Consider the following 24049-nt stretch of genomic DNA (forward strand, 5'->3'; position numbering starts at 1 on the left):
CTCCGCGAGGTCTTCGGCGACGTGCTCGGGCGCAGCGACCTCCGCGACACCGATGCCTTCTTCGACATGGGTGGTGACAGCCTCTCGGCCCTCCGGATCGTCACCCGCGCGCGGTCGGCGGGCCTCGCCCTGACCGTGCGCGACCTCACCGAACGGCCGACCGTCGCCGCGCTCGCCGGGCACCTCGCCACGGCCGCCCCGGAGGAGGCCGCGCCGGACGAGCCGGAGGAGGTGCGGATCCTCCCCTCCCAGGGCTGGTTCCTCGCGATCGACCTGCCCCACCGGGCGCACTTCGTCGAGCCGCTCACCCTGGAGGCCGCGGAGCGCGTCGACCGGGACCGGCTCCAGAGAGCCCTGGACGCCCTGGCACGCCGTCACCCCGGCCTGATGTCCCGCTTCGACGGCGACACCGTGCGCGCCGTGCACTCGGCGTTCCCGCTCCTCGACTTCGACCTCGGCCCGGAGGACGAGGGGTTCGTCGCGGCCCTGGACGGCCTCTACGCGCGCGTGGACCTCGCCGAGGGGCCCGTCTCCCTGGCGGCTCTGTTCCGCGGCGGCCCCCGCGACGTACTGCTGCTCGCCTTCCACCACCTCGTCGTGGACGGCTTGAGCATGCAGATCATCACCCAGGACCTGGACCGGCTCTACACCCACGGCCCGGACGCCCTCGACCGGCCGCCGGTGTCCGCCCTGCGGCACTCCGCCGAGCTGACCGCGTTCTCCCGGACCGCGGCCGCCCGGCAGGCGGAGCGGGAGTGGCTCGCGCTGCCCTGGTCCGAGATCGGCGAGGTGCCCACCACGGGACCGGTCACCGGGCTCGTCCAGGCCGACCTGCGCCGCACCGACCTGTCCCTGGACCCGGACCTGGCCGAGCGGGTCCTGTCCGTGGCCCGTCACGCGCCCGTCACCACCGAGGAACTGATCCTCGCGGGCATCGCCGAGGGGCTCGCGGCCCGCGGCAGCAGCCCCACCGTCGCCATCGACCTCTTCCGCCACGGCCGCTGGCCACGCGGCACCGCGGGCGACCCCAGCTCCACGGTGGGCTGGCTCGCCGAGGTCGTCCCGCACGTCCTGACCGCCACGCCCGGCGCCGGGCCCCTCGGCCGGCTCGCCTCCCTGCGCGCGCAGATCCACCGGCTGCGCTCCTTCGAGGAGACCTGGGGGCCCCTGCGCCACAGCAGCCCCGACCCGGAGGTCCGCGCGCGGATGGCCGCGCTGCCCCGCCCCCAGGTCTTCCTGCACTACCTGGGGCGCGGCCTGAAGGACCTGCCGCCCATGGACTCCTTCACCCCCGTCACCACGCGTCAGGGCTGCCCCAAATCGCCGCTGAAAGAACCGTTCCGGCCCATCGAGCTGCGCGTCACCCTCGAGGACGGGAAGGTCGCCTTCGACTGGCGGATCGCCGCGCCCGCCTTCGCGCCCGGCACCGCGGAGGCCCTCGCCGACGCCTGCGCCGACGCGATCGCCCGGCTCACGGAGGCCGTCGTGCCCGCGTCCCGCTGACTCCGCCCGGCGGCCCGCGGGCAACGGGCCGCACCCGGCATGACGACGGCCCCGGGAGCACCCCGGGGCCGTCGCCGTGCCATCGGCAACAGCACGGAATCCGCGGATTCCTAGGCCGCCGTGCCGGCCTCCGCGCCCTCCAGGGCCACGGGGGCCGGCACATCCCATTCCACGGGCGGCGTCCAGTCCCGCCACGCCTCCCACCAGCAGTCGCCGGACGCGATCAGCGCCTCGACCTCCCGGGCCGCCGCCCGCACCCCCGCGGCCTCCTCCCTCGTGAACCCGCCACTGCGCTCGCGCTCCTCGAACTCGTCGACGTCCTTCCAGCGGTACGGGGAGCCGTCCCCGGGTATCCAGAGGTCCAGTTCCTGGTCGAGGGTGTCGTAGCCCCGCCCGGTGCGCCGCAGCGGTTCCTGGAAGTTGACGTACCAGCCCTCGAACGCCCCGTCCGACCAGCGGGCCCAGACGGAGTAGGCGTCACCGGTGCGCTGCAGCTGCAGCACGCCGTCCGACTGCCAGTGGGGGTCGAAGGCCGCCCACGGGTGGACGCCCCAGCGGAACTCGCCGCCGCCGAACGTGAGCCGGGTCCCGCGGTGCAGGTACGCGGCCAGGGTGACGCCGTCGTCCGCGGCCACCTGTACGGGGTAGACGATCCACTCGCGCCCGTCGAGGATCTCTCGCCGGACGATGACTTCACCGGGGCTGAACAAACGGCTCATGGGAACTGGTCTGTCCTTCGTACGTCGTGACGGTCGTGGTGCACGCGCAGCCACCCCGCCGGGCAGGGCGGGGCAGCACGCTCCGGGGCGGGTTCACGCCCCGCACGGCCTCCGGGAGTCTCCCGGGGGCCGCACTTCGTGCGGGGGGCGGTCCCGATCGGGCCGGTGCCGCCCCCCGCACGCAGGTCTCAGCTCTTGTCGAGCACGAGCCCCGGCCTTCCGGCCGTGCCCGCCGGCGGCCGCGCGGGGGCCGTGGCGTCCTCCGCCCCGGTGCGCGCCGGCACGCCGAGCAGGGTGAGCAGCGGCCCCGTCATGGCCGTCGTGACCAGGGCCATGACCACCATGATGGAGTAGAAGTCCCGGTCGATGATGTGCAGGTCGAGGGCGGCCGCCGCGATGACGATCTCCGTGAGCCCGCGGGTGTTCATCAGCACGGCCGCGGGAAGCGCCGTGCCGTGGGGCAGCCCGGAGCAGCGCGCACCGGCGTACGCACCGGCCACCTTGGTGACCACCGCCGTGCCCACGACCGCGGCCAGGGCCAGCACGTCGCCCGTGCCGAAGCCGGAGAGGTCGACGGCGGTCCCGGCGAGGAAGAAGTAGAGCGGCAGCAGCAGGTGGCCGACCTGGCCCATGCCCTGTTCGACCTGGGTGAGGAGCCCACCGGGCCCCTTGCGCGGCGCCACCGCGCCGAGGGCGAAGGCTCCGAAGACGAAGTGGACGCCGAGCCATTCGGTGGCCGCGCAGGAGCACATGAGGCCCACGAGGAACACGGGCAGGAGGTGCGCGCCGGATAGGTTGCGGCGGGCGGCCCGGCGAACCGCCGCAGCCAGCAGGGGGCGGACGGCGAACTGGAGCAGCAGCAGGTAGCCGGGGAGCAGGACGATCCGCCACTGCCCCGACGAGCCCGCCCAGGCGGCCACGGCGGCCAGGCACAGCCAGGCGATCAGGTCGCCGATGGACGCCGACGTCAGGGTGAGGGTGCCGAGCGGCTTCGAGGTGAGCCCGCGGTCGGCGAGGATACGCGCGAGGACGGGGAAGGCCGTGATCGAGAGGGCGACGCCCACGAAGACCACGAAGACCGTCCGGTCACCGGCCGCGTAGTTGCCGGCCAGCGGGACGGCCAGGGCGGCGCCCCCGGCGAGCGGCAGCAGGATGGAGCCGGCGGTCAGGCCGAGCACGGACCTCTGCCGCCCGCGCAGGGAGGAGGCGTCCAGCTCGTAGCCGATGACGAACATGAGGGCGGCCAGGCCCACGTCGGCGAGGGCGGTCAGCGGGGGCCGGACCCCGGCGGGTATGAGGGGGCCGGCCCCCAGGGGCGCCAGCAGGGTGGGGCTCGCGAGCAGGCCGGCGACGATCTCCCCGACGAGCGGGGGCTGTCCCAGCCTGCGGGCCACGGCCCCGAGGAACCTGGCCGTTCCCATCGCGGCCGCGACGAGGAGGAAGAAGGCGGTGAGGGTGGTGCCAGACACGGAGACGTCTCCATGGTGCGGATCGACGGGCAGGAGGGTGGGCGCGCAGCCGCGCGGGCCGGAGTCAGCGCAGGCCGGAGGCCGGGGTGGGCCGGACGCGGGTCACCACGGTGCGGTCCATGAGCAGCAGTTGCTCGACGACCGGACGCATGTCGCGCTGCCAGCGCTCGCTGTCGTACACCGCGGCGTAGAGCTCCCGGCGCTGCTCCTCGCTCGCGAAGCGCCGGACCCACACGTACCCGTCGGGGTCCTCCTCGTCGGTGAACGAGGCGGTGATGTCCATGCCCAGGGACTGCTGGAACGGAATGTTGACCTCTTCCATGTACCGCACCCACGCGTCGCGGCGGCCGGGCCGGGTCTGGTAGCGGCGGATCTCGTAGAACACGGTGCTCCCTGGGGGATGTGGGGACGGGGACGCGCGGCGGCGTCCCCGTCGGCGGGGTGGCGGCCGGCGTCGGCCGGCCGCGGGGGAGGGGCGGCGGATCCCGCGGAACGCCGCCGCCCCGGCCCGGTCAGGGCTGCAGGCGCCGGTGCGTCCAGGCCTGCGTCTGCTGGTCCGGGCGCTCGTAGGCGAGACGGCGGTGCAGGCGGTCGGGGCTGCCGTACCAGAACTCGACGGTCTCCGGGACGAGCCGGTAGCCGGTCCACTCGGTGGGCCGCGGCACGGGGCCGCCGGACTCCACGAGCTCCCGGGCGCGGGCGCGCAGCTCCGCCTCGTCGACGAGCGGCCGGCTCTGCCGCGACACGGCGGTGGTCGCCTGCGCGGCGAGCGGGCGCCGCGCGAACAGGTCGTCGGACTCCTCGGCGGTGAGCTCCTCGACCGTTCCGGACAGGGTGATCTGCTGGAGCGTCTCGCGCCAGTAGAACGTCATGGACGCCGCCGGACGAGCCGCGAGGTCCCGGCCCTTGCGGCTGCCCTTGAAGCTGGTGAAGACCAGGCCGCGGTCGTCGAGGTCCTTCACGAGCAGGACCCGCGTCGACGGCCGGCCCTCCTCGTCGGCGGTGGCCAGCACCGCGGCGAAGGGCTCCCGCACCTCGCGGCGCAGCGCCTCGTCCAGCCATTCGCGCAGCAGGGCCATGGGGTCGGCGGGCGGGGCGTCGAACTCACGCAGGTGCAGGGAGGAGTCCCCGCTGAGGGTCTGCACGTTCTCGCTCATCTTCGTCGTTCTCCTTCGGGTGGTCGGCAGCACCGCGTGGGGTGGCCTCATGACGGGCCGTCATCCCGGGACCGGAGCTCCGCGCGCCTCAGATCACCGCGGGAATACGGGATATGAGGGTGTGCGGCACGTCATCCGGCCAGCACTCCATCGGGCTGAACAGGTGCATCAGGCTACGGGCCCGGCGATCTCCTTGCGTAATGACGCATTCCGCGCCGCGGCGGGCGTGTCCGGCGAGCGCCCGCACCTTGCCGCGCATCGCGTCGCTGGTGTCCCAGGAGGCGGTCGGCCAGAAGAACGCGCCGGCCGGTTCGGCCTCGTCGGGGTCCACGTGGCGCAGCACCGGGCTGTCGTGGCCGGTGCCGGTGAGGATGCCCGGCACGTCGGTGAGCGTCACGACCCGCACTGGGGCGAAGTCTTCGGCGACCATGACCCCCGGTACCTCGTCGCTGCCCATGATGCGCAGCGACCCGTCGGCGGTGACGATGCAGTCGCCGGAGAGCACGGGGAGGATGCCGGAGCGGAGCAGCTGGGCCGGGACCGCCGTCTGGGTGCGGACGCCGCCGGCGTCCTCGCGGGCCAGGGCTGCGACCTGCAGGGGCATCGCCCTGACACCGGCCGCGCACAGGGCCTGCGCCCAGGCCCACTTGACGCGGAACGTGGCCTGCGTGAGCGGCAGGAGCGCGTGGGGGCCCGGTACGTCCGTGGTCCGCACGGCGCCGTGCCCGAGGGCCCCGCCGCCGGCGACGAAGACGACGCGGCCCGGGCGGGCCGTGGCGAGGGCGGCGACGAGGGCCGCGTAGTCGCGCAGGGCGTCGTGGTCGATGTGGTCGTCGCTGCGCTTGTCGGAGACGAGGCTCCCGCCCACCTTGATCACGACGGTGCGCGGCTCGCCCGGGGCGATCTCCTGCGCGGCGGCCGTCACCGGGCCACCGTCCCGGGCGTGGCGGGGGCGCCTTGGAGGGTGCCGCCGGTGGTGTCGAGGACGAGCGAGGAGACGCGGGCGGTGACGTCCTGAAGGGGCGCGGATGCGTCGAGCGTGAGCCATCCGAAGCGGTCGGCCCAGGTGTCGAGGAGGGCGAGCACACTCCGCTGGTGGGCGAGGAAGCTCTCCCGGGAGCAGGACGGGTCCATACCGCACTCGTAGGGCAGGACGTCCCGGCCTGCCTTGCGCTCCCAGGCGGCTTCGGGGTCCGCCCGGAGGTAGGCCACGGTCCCGGCGGGCGGCAGCCCGGCCACGACGGCCTCCACCCACGTCCGGTCGAGGCCGTAGACGATCTCGCTCGCGGCGTGCTTCATCCAGTAGCCGTCGAGCAGGGTCACGCGGCCGGCGGGGGTGGGCCCGCCGGCGTCACCGGGGCCCGGGACACGGCCCTCCAGCGCCATGCCGATGGACCACATGAGGAAGAGGAAGCGCGGGCCCTCGGGCATCTCGGCGACGCACTGCCGTGCGTCGGGGACGTCGGGGCGCATGAAACGGGCTGCGGGGTAGGCGGGGTTGTCGACGATGTCCCACCGGTCGACGCGGTCGACGGGCAAGCCCGAGGCCCGCAGGCGCTCGGTGACCGTCCGCGAGACGGTGGATTTCCCGGCTCCGTCGGCGCCGACGAGAGTGAAGATCATGTAGTGCTCCTGGTAGCTGCGCGGGCAGCCGGCCGCCGCCGCACCGTGGGCACGGCTGATGCGTCCGTCGCGCGTGTGCGTCAACAGCCCTGTGAATTGCGTCTTATTGAGGCTTCATCAGGAAAAGGGAAAGCCTGTGAAAGGTGCGGGTGGGGTGCACGCAGGGCAGTGCCGGAATACATCCCCGGAGGGCAGGGGTCGTCGCGCCGGCCCGGACGACGGTGTCCGGTCGGGACGTGCCGCCGTCCGGATGTGCCGGAGGGCGGGGCGCTGCTCGCGCGCCCGGGCCATGAGGGCTCTCCCGTGGTGCTCCACGGATGCGGGTCGTGCTGCGGCAGCGTGTGGACGACGATGCGCCCCGGACAAGGGGCCGGTGAGGAAAAGCGTTGACTGCGGGACCGGTTGACGATCACCGGAAGGACGGGAGGCCGTGCGATGCCCCGCCCGCGACGGCGGGCGGTGTCCTGCGGTGAGACGCGTTCCGGTCAGCAGCGGTGGTTCGGGGTTCAGTTCGGACGATTGGGCGCGGACACGTCGAAGTTCTCCCCCTCGTTCGTCGTGGTCCCGGGCTTATCGGTAGATCAGTAACCCTAGGTCAGCAGTCCGTGATGATCAAGAGCCGGCGGTGACCGCGAGGGGCGGTCCGAGTGCCGGGGCAGCCTCTCGCGCGCCCCCTTTCCACTTATGCAAATGCCGTATGAAACTTGTTGGCCCCCGGAATTTCCGGGAGTCGTGTCCCCGGCTGAACCCCATGTATGGTTCCCGGAGTTGCCGGTAGCCCGGCCGATCGTGATCATCGTCTCTTGACGTGATCCTCTCGCTGAGGCAAGTTCTTCGTACCGGCCCGGTCGGACCGGTACTCCCCGGAATAGACCGGCGCTGTCCGGTCCGGCCCGGCGAGCAGCAGCGAGGAATGCGGTCCGGGGTCGTGGACACCCCCGAACGACCCGCGTCGTCCGCGGACGACGCCGATGCCCGCCCCCTGGGTGAGGCGCTTGCGGCACATGCGGCCCGCCTTCTGCGGCGGGACCCGCGCCGACACCACGGTGATTGCCGCTGCTACCGGCCGGATGCCCCTCCACGGCATCCGGCGTCCACTGAACATCTCTTCTGCGCACAACCCTTAAGGAAGGCTGCATTCTCATGGCCAAGAAGGCGGGCGAAATCGCGGACTGCCAGGTCCTCGTCATCGGCGGCGGCCCCGCCGGCGCGACGGTCTCCACCCTGCTGAGCAAGCGCGGGTACAAGGTCACGCTGCTGGAACGCGAGCACTTCCCGCGCTACCACATCGGCGAGTCCCTGTCGATATCCTGCTTCCGGGCCATGGAGGTCCTCGGCGTCAAGGACAAGGTCGAGGCCCACGGCTTCATGCGCAAGAACGGTTCCTACTACGCCTGGGGCGACGAGGAGTGGGACCTCCCCTTCAGCCACCTCCCGGGCGAGGACAACCACAGCTGGCAGGTCATCCGCTCCGAGTTCGACCAGATCCTCCTGGAGCACGCCAAGTCCGAAGGCGTCGAGGTGCACGAGGGCGTCAGCGTCAAGGAGGTGCACTTCGAGAACGGCCGCGCCTCCTCCGCGACCTGGTTCCGCACCGGTGACGACTCCGAGACCGGCACCGTCTCCTTCGACATCGTCGTGGACGCCTCCGGGCGCAACGGCGTCCTCGGCAACCGCCAGATCAAGGACCGCCGCTTCCACGACGTCTTCCGCAACATCGCCGTGTGGGGCTACTGGAAGGACACCCCGCCCCTCGACCTCGGCCCCGAGGGCGCCATCGCCGTCTTCAGCCGGGACAACGGCTGGCTGTGGGCCATCCCGCTGCACGACGGCACCCTGAGCATCGGCCTGGTCACCGGCAAGGACGGCTACCAGGCCGACCACAAGCGCCTCGGCGGCCGCGAGGCCGTCTACATGGACGCCATCGAGTCCTGCCCGCAGCTCGCCGCGCTCGTCAAGCCGGCCGAGCTCGTCTCCGAGGTCAAGAGCGAGACCGACTACTCCTACGTCGCCGACTCCTTCACGGGCCCCGGCTACTTCCTCATCGGCGACGCGGCCTGCTTCCTCGACCCGCTGCTGTCCACCGGCGTGCACCTGGCCACCTTCAGCGGCATGATCGCCGCCGCCACCATCTCCGCGATCCTGCAGGGCGAGATCCCCGAGGAGGAGTGCCAGGCGTTCTTCCAGACGGCCTACCGCCAGGCCTACGAGCGCCTCCTGCTCCTGGTCTCCGTCTTCTACGAGAGCTACCGGGGCAAGGAGAGCCACTTCTACAAGGCCCAGACGCTCACCCGCGAGGACCGCAAGGGCCTGCGCCTGCACGACGCGTTCCTCAACATCATCGCCGGCACCGAGGACCTCGTCGACGTCACCACCGAGGGCGCCTACGAGCGGCTCGCCGCGAAGCTCCGCGGCGACGAGGGCGGCTCGCCCGCCCCGATCTCCAACCACAACACCCACAAGGAGAAGCTCCCCGAGTCGCCGGAGAACGCCATCGGCGGCCTCTACATGACGCTCGAACCGGAGCTGGGCCTGCACCGGACGGCCTGACCTCCCCCGACCGGCGGTCCGGGACCCGTTCCCGGACCGCCACGCCGTCCGGGGTCCTCCGGAAAACCGATGCCCCCGGAGGGCCCCGGCCGGCGCGCACCCCACCCCGCCTCACGGAACGGCGACGCGAGAACACGTATGAAGAGCACCACGAACGACCCCGCACACCCCGGTGGCGGCCTCGCCGCCGCGGCCGCGGACCTCCCCCCGCACGCCCGCCTGCTGCTGCTCCTCGCGGTGCCCGCCCCCGACCCCGCGCGGCGGGCCGAGGCCCGCACCCTGCTGAGCCGGCCCGACCTGGACCAAGGCGCCCTGCTCCGCGAGGCCGCCCGCCACCGGCTGATGCCCCTGCTCGGGCGGCACGTCGACCGCTACGGCTGGGAACGGGACGGCGGCGACGGCGCCGTCGTCTTCGAACCCTGGCTCTTCACCAATTCCCTGCTCGGCAACCGCAGCCGGAACCTGGTGCTCTCCGACGAATTCGGACACGTCCTGCGAGAACTGTCAACCGACGGCGTTCCGCACGCCGTACGCCGCGGATTCTCGCTGGTGAATTCCGTCTATCACGACACCGGCGTGCGGGTCATCGGTGATCTCGACCTCTTCCTCGCCCCCGCCGACGTCCCCAGGGCCCAGCGCGTCCTGGAGCGTCTGGGATATGCCCGGGAAGGACAATCCGAGAGCGCGGACGGGGCGAACCACACGGAATCCGGGGACCATTCCGTGGATTCCTCCGAGGCTCTCCAGCTGACATTCCTCAAGCCCGGCAGCCGGCCGAGCGTGCCGGAATTCCACGTCGACGTCTATCACGACGTCTTCGAACGCCGCACCGGACTCTCGCTGCCCGCCACGACCGTCCTCGCCCGCCGCACACCGGAATCCGTGTGCGGGACGGAGACCTCCGTCCTCGGCCGGGCGGACGGCCTCCTCGACCTCTGCACCCTGCTGTACGAGAAGGCGACCGCACCCCGCGGCACCGGTGCGCCCCTCGGCCTCCCCATCGGCAAGATCCTGGACGCCGCCCTCGTCGCCGGGCGCTTCACCGCGACCACCTGGCGGGAGTTCACGGACCTCGTGCAGGACGTCGGCGCCTCCCATATCGCTTACCACGCACTGCACTTCACGAGCGTGCTGTACCCGGCCGCCGTCCCCGCCGAGGTGCTGCACGCGCTGCGCCCCGGCAACGTGGACTACCTTGAGGAGTACACGAGCACGGAGGGACGCGAGCGACGCTGGAGCGTCGCCTTCCCGGCGCGCCTGTTCGTGCCGGACGCCGGTCCCGGCGACGGGGACGTCTCGCCCTGACGGCCCCACGGCGAGAGAGGAAACCCGACATGGAGAACACGACGGCCCCCGGTGGGATGCGCGAGACGCTCCGGCAACTCGACGTCTTCGCAGGTGACTTGCCGGACTTCGACCCTGCAGCCGCACCCGGTGACCCCACAGTGCTGTTCGTGGAGTGGCTCCGCGCGGCGATCGACGCGGGCATCCCGGAGCCGCACGCGATGACCGTGTCGACCACGGCCGCGGACGGCGGCCCCTCCGCACGCGTCCTGCTGCTCAAGGACGTCGCGGACGGCGGCTGGCAGTTCGCCGTGCACGGTGCGAGCCCCAAGGGGCGGGAGCTGGTGGAGCGCCCCGCCGCCGCGCTCACCTTCCACTGGGTGCGGCTGGCGCGCCAGGTACGGCTGCGCGGCCCGGTGGTCGCCGAGTCGCCCGAGCGCAGCGCCGCCGACTTCCTCGCCCGGTCGCCCGGCTCGCGTGCCGAGGCACTGATGGGTCGTCAGAGTCAGCCACTGGAGAGCCTGGAGGAGCTGAACCTGGCGGCCAAGCGCTCCGCCGAGCGCGTCGCGCAGGACCCGGAACTGGTCGACCCCGCCTGGGTCCTGTACACGCTGCGGCCGACGACCGCCGAGTTCTGGCAAGGAGACCGGCAGCGCAAGCACACGCGGCTCGCCTACCGGCGCGAGGAGGAACGATGGACCAAGTCCCTGCTGTGGCCCTGAGACCGGAGGACGCCGGGCTGCGGCTGACCGTCCTGGGCGCGGGAGCCCCGTACGCCGTGCCCGACCGGGCCTGCTCGGGTTACCTGGTGCAGGGTGGCCGGGCGGCCGTCTGGGTCGACACCGGGCCGGGCACCCTGGCCCCGCTGCAGCGGTTCACCGCCCTGGAGACGCTGTCGGCCGTGTGGATCTCCCACCTGCACGCCGACCACGCGGCCGACCTGCTGGGCGCCTGGTACGCCCTGGGCCTGTGCGGCGTCACCCGCACCGCCCCGCTGCCCGTCTACGCGCCCCGCGGGTGCGCGGAGCGGCTGGCCGGCTACTTCGCCGAACCGGGCACCGCCTTCCTGGACAAGGCCTTCCGCTTCCACGAGCTCGCGGACGGCCGGGAGGACGACGCCGCCGGGCTCCGGCTCGTCACCCGGGCCGTCGAGCACGACGTGGAGGCATTCGGCCTGCGCGTCGAATACGGCGGGAGCGTCCTCGCGTACACGGGCGACAGCGCACCCTGCCTGGCCCTGGAGGAGCTCGGCGCCGGTGCGGACCTGCTGCTGAGCGAGGCGGGCGACGGCAGGACCGCGCCCGAGGGCGTGAGGAGACACCTCACCCCGGAGGAGGCCGGCGCGCTCGCGCGGCGCGCCGGCGCCCGGTCCCTGCTCCTCACCCACCTCGCGACGGGACTCGCCGCCGAGGACGCCGTCCGCCGCGCGTCGGGCGGGTTCGGCGGCCCGGTGACCTCCGTCGAGGAGGGCCGGACGTACGAGGTCGCCGTGGACCCCGCCCCGGTTCCTTTGTGAGACGCGGGTGAGAGGGCGGAGTGTCCGAGGCGTCCGCCCCGTATGAACTGCGGTCGGTGGACCGTGTTCATCGCAGGGTGAGAGGCGTCTCCTGCCCGAGGTGGGTCAGCTTCTCGGGGTTGCGGACGTAGTAGAGGCCGGTGATGCGGGCGTCCTCGACCCGGACCGCCATCATGCCGTCGAGCTCGCCGTCCAGGCGTACGAGGAGTGCCGGGTTGCCGTTGACCACGGTCGGTTCGCAGGCGATCGTGAACCCGGCCTTGGCGGAGCGGCCGAGGTAGAAGCGGGTCACCTTGTCGGCACCGATGACCGGATGCAGGGCAGCCCGCTTGACGCCGCCGCCGTCGCTCACCAGGACGACCTCCGGGGCGAGCACGTCGAGGAGGTGCTGCGGGTCCCGGGTTTCGAGCGCGCGCCGGAACGCCTCCAGGGCCGCCCGGGCCCTGCCCGGGGAGACCGACTGGCGGGGGCGGCGGGCGTCGACGTGTTTGCGGGCGCGGTGGGCGATCTGGCGGACGGCGGCGGGGCTCTTGTCGACGGCGGCCGCGATCTCGTCGTAGCCGACGTCGAAGGCCTCGCGCAGCACGAAGACGGCGCGTTCGGTCGGCGACAGCGTTTCGAGGACGAGCATCATCGCCATCGACACGCTCTCGGCGAGGTCGACGTCCTCGGCCACGTCCGGCGCGGTGAGCAGGGGCTCGGGCAGCCAGGGGCCGACGTACGCCTCCCTGCGGCGCGTCATGGTGCGCAGCCGGTTGAGCGACTGACGGGTCGTGATCCGGACGAGGTAGGCGCGTTGGTCGCGCACCTGCTCCAGGTCGACCTCGACCCAGCGCAGCCAGGTCTCCTGGAGGACGTCTTCGGCGTCGGCCGCCGATCCGAGCATCTCGTAGGCGACGGTGAAGAGGAGGTTGCGATGGGCGACGAACGTCTCGGTCGCCGGGTCGGCGGTGTGCTCGCTCATACCTTGAATCCTTGTGTTCGCGGACGGCCGTGATCGACCACCTAGGCGGCCTGATCAGCAGGGACCGGCGCCTCGCTGCGCTTGGCCGCCTGCAGCAACTGCTGCCGGCGCGTGGCGCCTCCCGAGACACGGTGCAAGCGGTACGCGCCGGGCTTGTGCGCCTCGTCGGCCATGTGCTTGATGACGCCCGTGCACACGATCTCCTTGAGCTTCGCCCCCAGGCGGCCGTCGATGTTGAACCACACCGCGACGTCTGACCGCTTGGCGAACTGGAAGATGCCGTCGTTCCGGCCCAGGCTGATGCACTGGGCGGCGAACGACTGATTGAGGGTCTCGGGCTGCTCTCCCGCTATACGGCTGAGGACCGTGTCGGCGGCCCGCGCGCCCATCGGCATCGCGGCCTGGCAGCTCATCCGCAGCGGCAGGTCCGACGGTGCCGCCGAGTCACCGGCCGCGACGATGCGTACGTCGTCCACGCTGGTCAGCGTCTCGTCCGTGCGCAGACGGCCCAGCGCGTCGGTGCTCAGCCCGCTGCGCACGGCCAGGTCCGGCACCCCGAAACCGGCCGTCCAGATGGTCACCGTGCTCGGCAGCTCACGGCCGTCGTCGAGCCGGACGGCATCGGCGGTCACGGCCGTCACCGACGCGCCGGGGCCGTCGATGACGGTGACCCCGAGCCCGGCCAGTCGCCTGGCGACCGAGCGCCGGCCCCGGGGGTGCAGGTACGGGCCGAGGACCCTGCCGCACACCAGGGTCACTGCGCGGCCCGCCTCCGCCAGCTCGGCCGCGGTCTCGATACCGGTCGGACCGGCGCCGACCACCGTCACCGCGGCCGTCACGGGCGTGGAGTCCAGGACCGGCCGCAGCCGCTGCACCTCCTCCAGGTCGGCGATCGGGTAGGCGAACTCGGCTGCTCCGGGCACACGCGGATCGGCGCTGCCACTGCCCACCGCGTAGATCAGGTAGTCGTAGCCGACCCTGCCGCCCGACGCCAGCTCCACGCCGCGCCCGGCCGCGTCGATCCGGGTGACGGTGTCGACCACCAGCCGGACGCCCTCGCTCAGGACCTCCCGGTAGTCGACGACCGCGTCGTGGGTCCCGCCCGCCAGCTGGTGCAGGCGGATCCGGTGCACGAAGCTGCGGCGCGGGTTGATCAGTGTCACCGTCACGTCACCGCGCTGCGTCAGGCGATTGGCCGCCATGACTCCGGCGTAACCGCCGCCGATCACGACCACATCGGTGTTCTCGTTCATCGTGTGTCCTCCGCTTCAAGGGGTTCGGCCTCAAGACACCGGCGAATTGGCGCCTGTGACAGGTACGGCCATGTGACCTGCGCAACAGAAATCTCACGCTGGTGCAGTTACTGCACTGCTGTGCAACGACTGCATGAAGATATACTTATTCCCTGAGGGGGCGTCAATCCCCGGCCGACCCACCCGACCCGGGAGCGACAGGACACGATGACCAGCGACGATGCAGTCCGCCGCGGTGGCCGCGAAGCGCAGCGCCGCCGCACCCGCAAAGCGATCGTCGACGCGGCGGTCCGGCTGAGCGCCGCCGGAGCGACACCGTCCATCGACGAGATCGCGGCCGCCGCCGACGTGTCGCGGCGCACGGTCTACACGTACTTCCCGAGCCTCGACCACCTGCTGATCGACGCGACCGCCGGCGCGCTCAACGAGCCCCCCGTCGAGGAAGCGTTGAACGACCCCGCACTGGCCGGCGACCCCGCCGGCCGGGTGGACGCCCTCATAAGGACGCTGTTGAAGTACTCACCGCAGTCGCTTCCCCTGGGCCGCCGACTGATCCGGCTGACCGTCGATCCGCCGGTGAGCGGCACCGAGAAGCCGGCCGGGCCGCGCCGGGGCCCTCGCCGGATCGAATGGCTGGAGCAGGCCTGCGAACCGCTCCGCGGCACGCTCAGCCCGGAGTCGTACCAGCGCCTGATCTCGGCGCTGACCATCGTGGTCGGCTGGGAGGCGCAGATCGCTCTGCGGGACGTCCGTGGACTCGACCCGGAGGCCGAAGAGGAGGCCATCACCTGGGCGGCACGCGCCCTGGTGGAGGCGGCGATCAGGGAACACGAAGCGGACAACCTCTGATCGACGCCGCCCTGCGCCCTCGTCGGCTCCAGGCGCCGCCCTGCGCCCCCGTCGCTCCAGGCGGCAGGTCGGCCGTTGGACGAGCCGTACCTGGCCGAGGCGCGGAGGTTCACTGCCGCGCACATCCGCCACTGATTCCGTTGGCCGGAGGGCAACGGAATCATGGGCTGGACGCAGGAGGGCCGGGCGACCCGGCCCTCCTGCGCGATTCTGTTACGGCCAGCCTTGCTTCACCTTGGCGGGGGCGGTGTTCCAGCTCTTGGGAATGAACGTGATCATGTAGGTTCCGCGGTCGAAGTCCGCGTACCCGGCAGACCAGTTCCGGAACTTGCTCTCGTATACGTGCATGGGGCCCAGGCCGCTGTTGGGCGAGTGATAGTGATCGCCGTGGGTCCAGATCGTCTTGTCGGCGTCAGCTTCCGTTTGAGCCCCGAACCAGCCGTAGTCGAAATTGACCCAACTTTCGCCGGGTTTGGCGGGACTGCGCGGGATGCTTCGGTCCTTCGACATGTCGACCAGACCGGTACCCTGAGCGGGGCGGAAGGCTTCCGGATCGCCGTACTTCCTCCTGTCGGAGGAGCCCCGCTGGTCCTGCCCGCTCCAGAAGTGCTTCGAGTAGATCACCGCCTTCATCTTGGACGGGTCGTAGTTGCCTCCGTCTCTTTCTTTGAAAGCCGGTGTGTTCCTCAGTGCCGAGTAGAAGTTCGAGCGGCTGTCCTCGTGGAGCAGGGCGTCGTTGTTGTTCGTGAGCTCTGTCTTGAGGTTGTCGATGTACGTTCCCTCGTCGTGTGCGTTTTCCAGGGCCTTGTTCATGATGGACGCCACATCACGCGCCCGCTTGAAGCCCTTCCCCTCGTCGAAACTGTCCTTGGCGATGCGACCCTCGAACTCTGCCCGCGTTTCATCGGGTCGGGGGCTGGTGTTCTTGAGGTCGTTCCTGTACTTGTTCTCGTCGAAGGACGCGAACGCCAATTTGTTCATCGGGTAGGGACCCGAATTGACCCAGGTGACGCCGACGCAACCGTAGGACAGCTTTTCTCGCTGCTCTTCGGTCATCTGCTGTATCTTGCCGTCGCGGTGGCTGTATACCTGCTGCCACTTGCGTATGTAGTTGTTGATGACCGTAGTGGCCCTGCCTCCGTAGGCCCGGTACGCGTCAGGCATCCTTTCCAGCGGCTCGGCCGGAGGGGTTTCCCTGTCGTCGGTGGAGTCGGGGGCCCGGGAGGACGAACTGGCGCTCGGAGGAAACTCCGCCGGAGGCTTGCTCGGTTGCCCCGGAGCCAGGGCGCTTTCGTTGAGTGCGTTGATGTTCTTGACGTCATCCGCCGTCAGACCGTGCGTTTCGGCGTAGGAGCCCCGCTCTTCCTTGTTGCCGCTGTCGGCGGCCTGGCTGACCGACGGGATGAATCCGGCGGTGCATATGACTGCCCCCGCAGTGGCGAGGGTGAGGAATCTCCGTTGTTTTTGCATGAAAGACAGCAACTCCCTTGTGATGACGTCTCGTGAGACGGGTGTGCGAGAGCACGACCCGATGGAGGGGTTTGCGGCGAGCTGCCGCTCAGGGCCTTGGCCGCGGCCGCCCTGCGTCGCCGCGTCGGCGGCAGAAAGGCCGCCGCCGGGAGGCGGAAGGAGATGCAGTAGCGCGGGAGATGGCGGTGACGGCGCGCTCGTATCCGGTCATGACCGTTGTGGCCACGCCCCGGGCGGGCCGACGCGGCTCGGTCGCCGGCCCGGCGTGTGCCGGCCGGCTGGGTCGGGTGGGGCTGGTGGCGCGCTACATCAGCGTCGTCGCCGAGGCGACGACGCGGGCCCGGCCCGGGTGGCCCGGGTCGCCGTAGCGGACCTCGACGCGCGGGTGGGAGCGCATGAACGCGGTGTCGACCAGGCGGACCCGGCCCGGGTGGTCAACCGTGCGCACGGCGATGTCCGTGTCGAGGAAGAAGCTGAACTCACCCGTGGCCGGGGCGTAGACGAAGAACTTGCCGCCCTCGAACTTCTGCTGCACGACGTCGTCCGTCAGGACCAGGGACCAGAAGCCCACACGGTGGCCCGCGGGATACATGAACTGGAAGTCGGCCCGCAGGCCGTCCAGTTCCATCCAGCGGAAGGGGTTGTCGTTGCCCGCGTTGATCGTGGCGGGGGTGGCGGCAGCCGCCGGGTCGGTCGTGGCCGGCGTGGCCGCCTGGGCTCCCTGGGCGAGGGGGAGGGCGAGGGCCGCGGTCACGGCGAGAGCGGTGAGGGTGCGGAGAGCGGTTCTGCGTATCACTTCTCGGCTCCTGGATGAGTGATCAGATGGATACGAGCAGTGATCATGTCCCCGTGTTAACTTCCCGGCAACATCATGGCTTTAAAACCGGCCAATCTCCCACTAAGGCGGTATCTGGCCATGTATCAGTTCCGGCCCGGCGTGGGGGTGCGATGGTGTTCGTGAATTCCACGGTGCGGTCGATGCCGTCGTTGCCGACCGGTATGAAGGGCCTTGTTCGGCGGCGGTCGCCCGGCTGTAGGAGTTCCAGCGAGCCTGTCGCGGCATGCTCTGCACGCCGGCCCGGTCAGAACTCGCATGGCAGAACCTCTTGATCCGTGCGGCCGGATTCCGTTCGGGTTCGCCGGCGGGCGAGCCGGCTCGGCCGGTGGACCGCACGGCCACCCGGGCGGTCCAGGTGGGAAGAAGGCCTTTGGTCTGCTGGGGCGGAGGCGTCGAACGGAACGCCGGCGGCAAGGGGGACGGGAGCCTCCCACGTGGCGCGGCGCCCGTCGATAGCGAGTTTCCGGCCCGTGTCGGGCAGTGGCCTGGTCGCCCCGGCGACGGTGGCCGCGGTGATGCCGGCGGACGTGCCGCGGCCCCTGGCATTTGCGGTGGCCGGAGTGCCCGGCAGGGTGCCGACGACCTCCATCGGTGTGGAGATCGGCGTCCTGGACGCGGCTGTGGCGTGCCGCAACAGATCGTTGCCCGGTGTTTCGTAGGCCGCGACGGTCGACTTGATGTCGCCTTCGGCGTCGTGGTCGAAGAGGGCACGCAGGGTCCGAGATTTGTGGCCGACGACGGTCGTGTGTCGTCGCCGAGATGCGGGCCGCCCGCCAACTACCCTTCGGCACATGCCCATCGACATACACGCGCCCAGCCCTGAGACACTCGCCTTCTGGACGGAGCCAGAGTTCTCCACGCTGACAACGCTGCGCCCCGATGGATCCCCCCACAGCGTTGTAGTAGGCGTCACATACGATCCGGAGACGCGCATCGCCCGGGTCATCACCAGGAAGCACAGCCGAAAGGTCGCCAACATCCTGGCGACGCAACCGGCAAAAGCACGGGTCTCGGCGAGCCAGAAGATCGGACCGCGCTGGATGACCCTCGAAGGCGAGGCCCGAGTCCGCACGGAACCCGACGTCGTCCAGGACGCAGTCGACCGCTACGCACAACGCTACGGGCGCACCCCCAACCCCGACCCGGCGCGTGTCGTCATCGAGATAGCCGTGCATCGCGCCATCGGCATGCTCTCACTGCCGTAGGTGCACCGACGAAACTCTCCGGCCTGCGGCGATGCCCCGTCGGCGGGCTGGTTGTCCGGGGTGCCGAGCCGACGGCCCGGTAGCGGTCCGGATCACCGTTCCTTCGTAAGGGTGTCCGCCAGTTCCCGGGCGTGGCCCGCCGCCGTCGGGCCTCGCGTGGGATCCGGGGCTTCCGAAAGGAAGACCAGGGCCAGCTTGGCCGGGGCGGTGCCGGGCGGGAGGTCTTCGTGCTACAGGGGCGTGTAACCCGCTCGCAGGGCTTCCGGGTCGAGTTGGTTCTCCGGGTAGCGGGCGTATCCGGTGAGTCGGCCGAATGCGAGGGTGGCGTCGCCGAGCAAGGCGTTGGACCAGTCCAGGAGGGCGTTGATCCGTCCCTCGCCACGCCGGATGTTGGCGCTGCGGACGTCCAAGTGCACGAGCGCGGTCTCGGTGACGCCGGAGAGGTGGCGGGCGAGGAGCTCGCCGAGGGCGAAGCTGTCGATGCCCGGTCCGTCGTCGGGGACGTACGCGGAGAGGAGGACGTCGGGCGACGACGCGTCCTCGGCGAGGTGGACCTGGGGGCGGGGCCTGCGGGCGCGAGGGCGCTCGGAGCGGTCTCAGGACTGTGGTAAAGAAGGGGCGTTAAAAAGGCGTAAAGATTGCCGGAACCAGGAAATGTGTGCCGCCCGCTCTACCTGACACGATGCCGCCGTCCAGCGGATTGTCAGTGAGGCGGGTGAGGTGCTCATGGGCTTGTTTCTTGGTCTCGGCATCGGGGGGATCGTGCTCCTGGCCCTGTCGTTGCTGTTCGACGGGGTGCTGGAGAGCGCCTTCGACAGTGCCCTGGGCGGATTGTTCGACGGGTGGCTGTCGCTTCCGGTCGTCGCGGGCTTCGTCTCGATGCTCGGTTTCACGGGGGCGATCGTGCTTGGTTCCACCGGACTCGGGGCGGGAGCGGCGGCTGCCGCGGGCGCCGTCGCGGGGACGGGCGCCGGCTGGCTGACGTATCGCTTCAGCCGGGCCCTCCTGCGCTCCGGCGGCCCGGCCGCTCCCACGAAGGACGACCTTGTCGGGGTCGCCGGCACCGTGGTGACCTCCATCCCGGCCGACGGCTACGGCGAGGTGCTGCTCCGCCTGGCCGGGCAGCCGGTGAAGTACGCCGCCACGGCGGGGGCGCCGCTGGGCCGGGGGGCCGAGGTGTGGGTCACCGCCGCCCCGTCGTCCACATCGGTGAGCGTGCGCGCGGTCGAGCACTGAGGCGCAGCACCCGCTACGCACGCCAGCACGCCAGCGCGTACGCACATAGCGCGCTCACCCTTCCCACCTGATGTGCCAGTACGACCTGCCGTCCCCAGCGGGAGGCAGGAGAGGAGATGCCCCATGAGTCCAGTCGTCACCGCGGTCGTAGGAGTGGTGGTACTCCTCGTCCTGCTGGCCCTCGTCGTCGTCACCCGCTACAAGGTCGCCGGCCCCAGTGAGGCGTTCATCATCACCGGCCGGCGCGGGAAGAAGTCCACGGACCCGCAGACGGGGCAGGTGTTCACCGACAACAGCGGTCAGAAGGTCGTGGTCGGCGGCGGGGTGTTCGTGGTGCCGTTCGTCCAGCAGCGGTACGTGCTCGACCTGTCCAGCCGGCACATACCCGTCGCCGTCCGCGGGGCGGTGACCCTGCGCGGCATCAAGGCCCACTTGGAGGGTGTCGCGATCGTCAAGGTCGGGGGCACCGAGGACGCGATCCGCGCCGCGGCGCAGCGCTTCCTCCAGCAGCAGGGCGGAATCGTCGGCTTCACCCAGGAAGTGCTCTCGGGAGCACTGCGGTCCATCGTCGGCCGCATGTCGGTGGAGGACATCATCCGTGACCGTGCCGCGTTCGCCGGACAGGTCGCGGAGGAGGCCGAGGCCAGCCTGTCCGGTCAGGGGCTCGTCCTCGACGCCTTCCAGATCCAGGACATCACCACCGAGGGCACCTACCTGGAGGACCTCGGCCGGCCCGAGGCCGCCCGGGCCGTGCAGGAGGCCGACATCGCCGAGGCCAACGCCCGCCAGGCGGCCGAACAGGCCCGGCTGAAGGCCGAGGAGGAGATCGCGGTCGCGCAGCGGACCCTGTACCTGCGACAGGCGGAGATCAAGGCCGAGACCGACGCGGCGGCCGCGCAGGCCAATGCCGCCGGTCCACTGGCCGAGGCGGACCGGCAGCAGCGGATCCTGGTCGAGCAGGAGAAGGTCGCCGAGCGCCAGGCCGCGCTGACCGACCGCCAGTTGGACACGCAGGTGCGCAAGCCCGCCGACGCCAAGCGGTACGAGGCGGAGCAGGAGGCGGAGGCCAAGCGGGTCGCCCGGGTCAAGCAGGCGGAGGCCGAGCGCCTGGCGGCGATCGCGGCGGCCGAGGCCGTGGCCGTCGAGGGTGCCAAGCAGGGTGAGGCCGAGCGGGCCCGGCGCGTGGCCATCGCGGACGCCGTCCGGCAGGAGGGCGAGGCGGAGGCCGCGGCCATCGCCGCCCGTGGCGCCGCCGAGGCCGAGGCGATGAACAAGAAGGCCGACGCCTTCGAGCGTTACGGCGACGCCGCCGTCCTGCAGATGCTCGTCGAGGTGCTGCCGCAGGTGGTCGGCAAGGCGGCCGAACCGCTCGGCGCCATCGACAAGCTGACCGTCATCTCCACCGACGGCGCCGGCAAGCTGCCCCGCACCGTCGCCGACAACGTCGCCCAGGGCATGGAGCTCCTCGGCTCCACCACGGGCGTGGACCTTCCCCGTCTCCTCCGGGGCCTGACCGCGGACAAGGCCGGGGCCAGGGCGGGGGCCGGGGCCAAGGCCGCGGACGAGGTGGAGACGGCCGCCCCGGCCTCGTCCAACGGCAGAATCCCGATCACGGAGTAACAGCCGGGCAGGGTGGCAGGATCGGCCACGCGCCCGCGCCGCCGCGGTTCGCTCAGAACTGGTCGGCTCAGGACTGGTCGGCTCAGGACTGCGCCGGCCAGTCCAGGAGCCGGGCCCCGATGACGGCAGTCTGCAGTGTGTAGCGCTGTGCGGGGTCGGCCGCATCGCAGCCGGTCAGGGTGTGGATGCGCCGGAGCCGGTAGGTCAGCGCCCGGACGCTGAGCGAGAGCGTCCGGGCGGCCTCCGCCGATACGCACCCCGCGTCGAAGTAGGCGTTCAGCGTCTCCAGCAGGGGCAGGGCACCGCCGCGCGCCTGGCGCAGCGGTCCGAGCGTCGTGTGGACCAGATCCGCCAGCGCCTGGCGGTCGCGGGCCAGCACGGGGAAGACCAGCAGGTCGGAAGCCTTCAGCACAGGCTCGTCGAAGCCCATCCGCGCGGCGAGTTCCAGCGTGGACAGGGCCTCCTCGTAGGAGTGCGCAACGCCCCCGCCACCTCCCTTGGCTCTGCCGACGGCAATCCGGGCGCCGGCGGCGATGGCCGCGCAGGCCTGTTCGGCGAAGTAGGCCAGCACATCGGTCTGGTCGCCGGGGGCGATGCAGATGATCCGGCCGTCCTTGGTGGTGATGAGGATGTTCCGGCTGCCGAACCGGCCGACCAGTGAAGCGTCGACCTGCCGGGTCACCGGATGGAAGTCGTCGTAGGGCTCCGCTCCCTCGGCCACGGCCACGGCGTAGGCGTACGAGAGCAGCAGCCCGAGCCGCTCGGCCCGCTCCGCCAGACGCCCGAGGTGGCTCCGGCCGTGCAGGAGGTCGTCGACGAACTCCCTCCTGTCCGCCGCCTCCTGACGTGCCGCCAGTCGCTGAGCCCGTTCGTAGCCTTCCGCGAACGCGTCGATCGCCTGCTCCGCGGCGCCGAGCACGTGGTCGGCCCCGGCCGCGGAGGTGTGTCCCACGGGCCAGTGCCGCCGCGTGGCCGCGAGGTGGGCGGCCACGCAGGAGCGCAGGGACAGCCCGGCTTCCGCCGCCTCCTCGCCGCTCGCCCTCCGGGAGTCGATCTGCGTCCGGTCGGGTCGGCGGCCCGTGCCTGCCGCATCGGTCAGGATCTGCTCGTACCCGTCCAGGTACGACTCGGGTCCTGTCCGCGCTTCCATACGTGTTCTCCTGGTTTGACGTCCTTGCCTTCCATTTACGCACACGCACGACGAGCCCGGCCGGCCGCCCGGCGCCCCGGTCCGGGCCGGCATTGCCCCTCGTGGTGCAGCCCGGCCACTCTCCGCACGCCTTGGCTCGGCATCCCGGCGTCGTCCGGCCGCACGGCCGCCCGGTCGCCCGGAGCGCCCGCAGGAACTCACCCGGCTGATTGCCGGTCATCTACCCGGGCCGGACGGCGGGCTCAGCGTGTTGCCCGGGTGTACCGCACCCGGGCAACACACAGCCTGGTCCGCCCGGAACGCCCCGCCCAGACTCGGTGCCCTACCAAGAGAAGGGAAGCCATGCCGGACCAGACAGCCAAGGCCGTAGAGACCGGCGGCGCCGGCAGCGGGACCGGCGAGGCGACCGCCCGCAGTGCCCTGCCCCTGGAGTCCGCCGGAGGCGTCCGGGTCACGCCGGTCACGCCGGTCTCGCCGGGCGTGATGACGGAAGGAACCGGAATGCCGCACACCCCCGCCCTCGACGACCTGGCGCGCAGAGTGCGGGCCTTGGAGGACAGAGACGCCCTGCACGCTCTCGTGATCCGCGGCTGGCGGGCACTGGACCGCAAGGACTGGCGGACCTGGTCCGCCTGCTGGGCCGAAGACGCCGTGCTGGAGTTCGGGCCCTGGGAGCGGACCCGGGGAAGGGACGCCATCCGCGCGAAGGTGGAGGAGGCCGAGTCGCCTTACACGAGCATCCAGCACCACATCCTCAACATGCACGTGGACGTGGCGGGCGACCGGGCGACCGGTATCGGATACATGTGGTTCGTCGCCGTCACCGCTCCCGGGAGAACCTCCGCCCCCTACTCCATGGGCGGCCCCTACGACTGGGAGTTCCGCCGGCGCGGGGACGGCTGGCTCTTGGCCCGGCAGCGGCTCGGGGTGTTGTGGACCAACGGCGACGACACCCTGCGCGCCTTCGAACCGGAGTGATCACAGCTCCTGCAGCCCGACGCCATCATCGGCGTCCGCGCCGTGGGGCGTCCCAGACGGCTTCGGGGGCGGGCGGCGGCTTCGGCCCGTGACGTGCGATCGGCCGAAGGCGATGGTCGAGGTGCGGGGCATGCCGATCCTGCGGCATCAGATCGACTGGTTCGCCGAGTCCGCAGTGGAGCACGTCATCGTCTCGGCGGGCTATCGGGCCGCTGCCATCATCGACTATCTCGGGTCGCAGGAGTTGCCGTTACGCGCCGACGTGGTCGTGGAAGAGCGACCGTTGGGGCGGGGCGGGGCGGGGGGGGCTCAAGCGAGCCGCCAGGGCGTTGCCGTACCCCGGCGAGCCCTGGCTTGCCGTCTACGGCGACATCTGGACCCGCTTCTCGCTCCCGGGCATGCGCGCACACCACGTGCGGCATGCCACGCCGGCGGCAGTGGCCTTGGCCTGCCCGGAGGGCGCCTCGCGCCGGAGTCGAATGCGATGGGCGAGGCCGGGTGACAGCCCTGGGATCGGCGTGGACGCCGCATCGTCGGATGAACGCAGGCGTGTACCTCTTCGCCCCCGACGTGGTCGACTTGCTTCCTGATGAGGGTGATCACGTCCAGAGCACTCTCGCTGACTTGATCCGGGCCCGTCAGCTCGTGGGGTACCCGGTGGACGT

At 71.6% G+C, this 24049-nt stretch carries 23 protein-coding genes and 1 pseudogene; 12 read left to right on the forward strand and 12 right to left on the reverse strand.

Annotated features, from left to right (window positions below):
* Positions 1-1503: condensation domain-containing protein (locus tag V7793_RS11390; RefSeq protein WP_336005216.1), on the forward strand; the 1503-nt coding region annotated here is incomplete at its 5' end.
* 110 nt (positions 1504-1613) lie between these two features.
* On the opposite strand, the gene V7793_RS11395 is transcribed toward V7793_RS11390, so the two are convergent.
* The 6 genes from V7793_RS11395 to V7793_RS11420 all read right to left on the reverse strand — a co-directional run bounded on the left by V7793_RS11395 (position 1614) and on the right by V7793_RS11420 (position 6555).
* Complete coding sequence (locus V7793_RS11395) at positions 1614-2222, reverse strand: DUF402 domain-containing protein (RefSeq protein WP_336005219.1); 609 nt, start codon at positions 2220-2222, stop codon at positions 1614-1616.
* 188 nt (positions 2223-2410) lie between these two features.
* Positions 2411-3691, reverse strand: a complete 1281-nt coding sequence (locus V7793_RS11400) for a cation:proton antiporter (protein WP_336005222.1) — start codon at positions 3689-3691, stop codon at positions 2411-2413.
* Positions 3692-3755: 64 nt separating this feature from the next.
* Complete coding sequence (locus tag V7793_RS11405) at positions 3756-4076, reverse strand: NIPSNAP family protein (RefSeq protein WP_336005225.1); 321 nt, start codon at positions 4074-4076, stop codon at positions 3756-3758.
* Positions 4077-4203: 127 nt separating this feature from the next.
* The gene (gene phzG, locus V7793_RS11410) at positions 4204-4848 is read right to left on the reverse strand and encodes a phenazine biosynthesis FMN-dependent oxidase PhzG (protein ID WP_336005228.1); all 645 of its coding nucleotides are present in this window, start codon (positions 4846-4848) and stop codon (positions 4204-4206) included.
* A gap of 88 nt (positions 4849-4936) precedes the next feature.
* Positions 4937-5773 carry an amino acid kinase family protein gene (locus tag V7793_RS11415; protein ID WP_336005230.1) on the reverse strand — a complete coding sequence of 279 codons (837 nt, stop codon included), beginning with the start codon at positions 5771-5773 and terminating at the stop codon, positions 4937-4939.
* Positions 5770-6555 (reverse strand): thymidylate kinase, encoded by a 786-nt coding sequence (locus V7793_RS11420; RefSeq protein ID WP_336005233.1) that lies wholly within the window; start codon positions 6553-6555, stop codon positions 5770-5772. The genes V7793_RS11415 and V7793_RS11420 overlap by 4 nt, the downstream gene beginning before the upstream one ends.
* Positions 6556-7614: 1059 nt before the next feature.
* On the opposite strand from V7793_RS11420, the gene V7793_RS11425 reads away from it, so the two are divergent.
* The 4 genes from V7793_RS11425 to V7793_RS11440 all read left to right on the forward strand — a co-directional run bounded on the left by V7793_RS11425 (position 7615) and on the right by V7793_RS11440 (position 11821).
* Complete coding sequence (locus V7793_RS11425) at positions 7615-9021, forward strand: NAD(P)/FAD-dependent oxidoreductase (protein WP_336005237.1); 1407 nt, start codon at positions 7615-7617, stop codon at positions 9019-9021.
* Between the two features lie 138 nt (positions 9022-9159).
* Positions 9160-10326: a nucleotidyltransferase family protein gene (locus V7793_RS11430; protein ID WP_336005239.1), complete on the forward strand. Its 1167-nt coding sequence runs from the start codon at positions 9160-9162 to the stop codon at positions 10324-10326.
* A gap of 29 nt (positions 10327-10355) precedes the next feature.
* The gene (locus V7793_RS11435; protein ID WP_336005242.1) at positions 10356-11027 is read left to right on the forward strand and encodes a pyridoxine/pyridoxamine 5'-phosphate oxidase; all 672 of its coding nucleotides are present in this window, start codon (positions 10356-10358) and stop codon (positions 11025-11027) included.
* Positions 11000-11821 carry an MBL fold metallo-hydrolase gene (locus V7793_RS11440; protein ID WP_336005245.1) on the forward strand — a complete coding sequence of 274 codons (822 nt, stop codon included), beginning with the start codon at positions 11000-11002 and terminating at the stop codon, positions 11819-11821. Before V7793_RS11435 ends, V7793_RS11440 begins: the two co-directional genes overlap by 28 nt.
* A 67-nt stretch (positions 11822-11888) precedes the next feature.
* Here the strand turns inward: V7793_RS11440 and V7793_RS11445 are convergent, their stop codons facing one another.
* Together V7793_RS11445 and V7793_RS11450 are read right to left on the reverse strand one after the other, a co-directional pair.
* On the reverse strand, positions 11889-12785 hold the full coding sequence (locus tag V7793_RS11445; protein WP_336005247.1) for an RNA polymerase sigma-70 factor: 897 nt from the start codon (positions 12783-12785) through the stop codon (positions 11889-11891).
* Positions 12786-12826: 41 nt separating this feature from the next.
* Positions 12827-14038 (reverse strand): NAD(P)/FAD-dependent oxidoreductase, encoded by a 1212-nt coding sequence (locus tag V7793_RS11450; protein WP_336005248.1) that lies wholly within the window; start codon positions 14036-14038, stop codon positions 12827-12829.
* Positions 14039-14245: 207 nt separating this feature from the next.
* On the opposite strand from V7793_RS11450, the gene V7793_RS11455 reads away from it, so the two are divergent.
* Complete coding sequence (locus V7793_RS11455) at positions 14246-14887, forward strand: TetR/AcrR family transcriptional regulator (protein WP_336005251.1); 642 nt, start codon at positions 14246-14248, stop codon at positions 14885-14887.
* A 213-nt stretch (positions 14888-15100) separates the two neighbouring features.
* Here the strand turns inward: V7793_RS11455 and V7793_RS11460 are convergent, their stop codons facing one another.
* Both V7793_RS11460 and V7793_RS11465 read right to left on the reverse strand, forming a co-directional pair.
* Positions 15101-16369: a protein-glutamine gamma-glutamyltransferase gene (locus V7793_RS11460; RefSeq protein WP_336005255.1), complete on the reverse strand. Its 1269-nt coding sequence runs from the start codon at positions 16367-16369 to the stop codon at positions 15101-15103.
* 292 nt (positions 16370-16661) lie between these two features.
* Positions 16662-17153 carry a hypothetical protein gene (locus tag V7793_RS11465; protein ID WP_336005258.1) on the reverse strand — a complete coding sequence of 164 codons (492 nt, stop codon included), beginning with the start codon at positions 17151-17153 and terminating at the stop codon, positions 16662-16664.
* Between the two features lie 833 nt (positions 17154-17986).
* Between V7793_RS11465 and V7793_RS11470 the strand changes: the two genes are divergently transcribed.
* Positions 17987-18400 carry a pyridoxamine 5'-phosphate oxidase family protein gene (locus V7793_RS11470; RefSeq protein ID WP_336005261.1) on the forward strand — a complete coding sequence of 138 codons (414 nt, stop codon included), beginning with the start codon at positions 17987-17989 and terminating at the stop codon, positions 18398-18400.
* A 230-nt stretch (positions 18401-18630) separates the two neighbouring features.
* On the opposite strand, the gene V7793_RS11475 is transcribed toward V7793_RS11470, so the two are convergent.
* Positions 18631-18816: a hypothetical protein gene (locus V7793_RS11475; protein ID WP_336005264.1), complete on the reverse strand. Its 186-nt coding sequence runs from the start codon at positions 18814-18816 to the stop codon at positions 18631-18633.
* Between V7793_RS11475 and V7793_RS11480 the strand changes: the two genes are divergently transcribed.
* The 3 genes from V7793_RS11480 (at position 18811) to V7793_RS11490 (ending at position 21256) form a co-directional block, all read left to right on the forward strand.
* Positions 18811-19011: a hypothetical protein gene (locus V7793_RS11480; RefSeq protein ID WP_336005266.1), complete on the forward strand. Its 201-nt coding sequence runs from the start codon at positions 18811-18813 to the stop codon at positions 19009-19011. The genes V7793_RS11475 and V7793_RS11480 overlap by 6 nt on opposite strands.
* A gap of 115 nt (positions 19012-19126) precedes the next feature.
* A complete protein-coding gene (locus V7793_RS11485; protein WP_336005268.1) occupies positions 19127-19636 on the forward strand; it encodes a hypothetical protein in 510 nt (169 codons plus the stop codon).
* A gap of 123 nt (positions 19637-19759) precedes the next feature.
* Positions 19760-21256, forward strand: coding sequence for an SPFH domain-containing protein (locus tag V7793_RS11490; protein ID WP_336005270.1), 1497 nt, complete (start codon positions 19760-19762; stop codon positions 21254-21256).
* A gap of 82 nt (positions 21257-21338) precedes the next feature.
* On the opposite strand, the gene V7793_RS11495 is transcribed toward V7793_RS11490, so the two are convergent.
* On the reverse strand, positions 21339-22406 hold the full coding sequence (locus tag V7793_RS11495) for a PucR family transcriptional regulator (protein ID WP_336005273.1): 1068 nt from the start codon (positions 22404-22406) through the stop codon (positions 21339-21341).
* A gap of 342 nt (positions 22407-22748) precedes the next feature.
* On the opposite strand from V7793_RS11495, the gene V7793_RS11500 reads away from it, so the two are divergent.
* Both V7793_RS11500 and V7793_RS11505 read left to right on the forward strand, forming a co-directional pair.
* Positions 22749-23384 (forward strand): nuclear transport factor 2 family protein, encoded by a 636-nt coding sequence (locus V7793_RS11500; protein WP_336005276.1) that lies wholly within the window; start codon positions 22749-22751, stop codon positions 23382-23384.
* A 76-nt stretch (positions 23385-23460) separates the two neighbouring features.
* Positions 23461-23886 (forward strand): annotated as a pseudogene (locus V7793_RS11505) (nucleotidyltransferase family protein); the annotation flags it as partial.
* Positions 23887-24049: the final 163 nt, after the last annotated feature.

This window comes from Streptomyces sp. KLMMK, from assembly GCF_036961605.1.
In the GTDB taxonomy this organism is placed as follows: domain Bacteria; phylum Actinomycetota; class Actinomycetes; order Streptomycetales; family Streptomycetaceae; genus Streptomyces; species Streptomyces telluris.